Source organism: Sphaerisporangium sp. NPDC049002 (genome assembly GCF_040649355.1).
Lineage (GTDB): Bacteria > Actinomycetota > Actinomycetes > Streptosporangiales > Streptosporangiaceae > Sphaerisporangium.
In genome coordinates this window covers 1-1,926 of sequence record NZ_JBEZFH010000420.1, presented here as the reverse complement: position 1 = coordinate 1,926, position 1,926 = coordinate 1, and the positions used below count along the sequence as shown (strand labels likewise).

General features: G+C 71.8%; 1 protein-coding gene. It reads left to right on the top strand.

Annotation, left to right across the window (positions count from 1 at the left end; genetic code table 11):
* On the top strand, window positions 1-1,926 hold a 1,926-nt coding region (locus tag AB0B89_RS36170; RefSeq protein ID WP_358562231.1), incomplete at both ends, for a condensation domain-containing protein.

The window sequence follows — 1,926 nt, the reverse complement described above, 5'->3', positions numbered from 1 at the left end:
CGCTTCGCCGAGGAGACGCTCCCCGCCTACATGGTTCCCTCCGCCTTCGTCGTCCTGGACGCCCTCCCGCTCAACCACAACGGCAAGGTCGACCGGCACGCCCTGCCCGCGCCCGAGACGGTGGCCTCCGGCACGGCGCCGCGCACGCCGGTCGAGGAGATCCTCTGCGGGCTGTTCGCGCAGGTGCTCGCCGTGCCGGGGATCGGGATCGACGACGACTTCTTCGCGATGGGCGGGCATTCGCTGCTGGCCATGCGGGTGGTGGCCGGGATCAGGTCGGCGCTCTCCATCGAGCTGCAGGTGAGGACGATCTTCGAGGCGCCCACCATCGCCGGGCTCGCGGTCAGGATCGAGGGGGCGAGGGGCGAGGGCATCGGCAGGGCCAGGCCGCCGCTGATCCGCTCGGGAGATTCGGAACAGCCGTCGCTCTCCTTCGCCCAGCACCGGATCTGGATCATCGACCAGCTCGCGGAGTCGGCCGGGCTCTACACCATCCCGCTGGTCCTGCGGCTGTCCGGGCGGCTGGACAGGGCCGCGCTGAAAGCGGCTCTCGGGGACGTGGTGCGGCGGCATGAGACGCTGCGGACGGTCTTCCCCTCGCTGGACGGCCAGCCGCGGCAGCGCGTGCTGGACGCCGTGCCCGAGCTACCGACGACGGAGATCGACGAGGCGGAGCTCGGTCCGGCGGTGGAGAAGGCGGCGATGTCCGCCTTCGACCTCTCAGCCGAGCTGCCGGTGCGGGCGTGCCTGTTCGCCCTGAGGCCCGACGGCCCCGGCGAGCACGACGAGCACGTGCTGGTCCTGCTGCTCCACCACATCGCCGCCGACGGGTGGTCGATGGCTCCGCTCAGGCGTGACCTGGCCGTGGCCTACGCGGCCCGCACGCGCGGTGAGGCTCCCGTGTGGGAGCCACTGCCCGTGCGCTACTCGGACTACACCCAGTGGCAGCGCGACCTGCTCGGGGACGCGGCGGATCCGGGCAGCCTCATGAGCACGCAGACCGGCTACTGGCGGGAGGCCCTTGCGGGATTGCCCGACGAGCTGGCGCTGCCCGTCGACAGACCCCGGCCACCGGTGGCGGGGCATCGGGGCGAGTCCGTGCCCCTGCGGTTCTCGCCCGAGCTGCACGGGCGGCTGCTCACCCTGGCCAGGGCCAACCAGGCCACACTGTTCATGGCCCTGCAGGCCGGGCTGGCCGCACTGCTTACCCGGCTGGGCGCGGGAACCGACGTGCCGATCGGCTCGCCCGTGGCCGGCCGTACCGACGAGGCTCTGGACGACCTGGTTGGTTTCTTCGTCAACACGCTGGTGCTGCGCACCGACACCTCGGGCGGCCCGAGCTTCCGCGAGCTGCTGGCCAGGGTCAGGGATGTGGGTCTGGCGGCGTACTCGCACCAGGACGTGCCGTTCGAGCACCTGGTGGAGGCGCTCAATCCGGTAAGGCTCCCCGGCCGTAACCCGCTCTTTCAGGTGATGCTCGCTCTGGAGAACACCCCGGATGACAAGACCGAGCTGCCCGGCCTGACGGTGACGCCCGATCCCGCCTACTCGCTGTACGGCTTGAGCGGCGCGAAGTGCGATCTGCTGTTCGGCCTCAGCGAGAGCTTCTCCACCGGCGCCCCCACAGGGATCGACGGGGTGCTGCAGTACGCGACCGACCTGTTCGACCGCGACACGGCGGAGTCGATCGCCGCGCGGCTGGTGAGGCTGCTGGAGGCGGTGACGGCGGATCCGGACGTCCGGATCGGGGAGGTGGAGCTGCTCGCTCCCGAGGAGCGGCAGACCCTGCTGGAGAAGTGGAACGCCACGTCGGCCCCGCTCCCGGGAGGCGACCTGGCCCGGTTGTTCGAGGCGCGGGTGGCGGCGGCGCCGGATGCCGAGGCGGTGGTCTGCGGTGAGGTCCGGCTGTCGGCGGCGGAGCTGAAC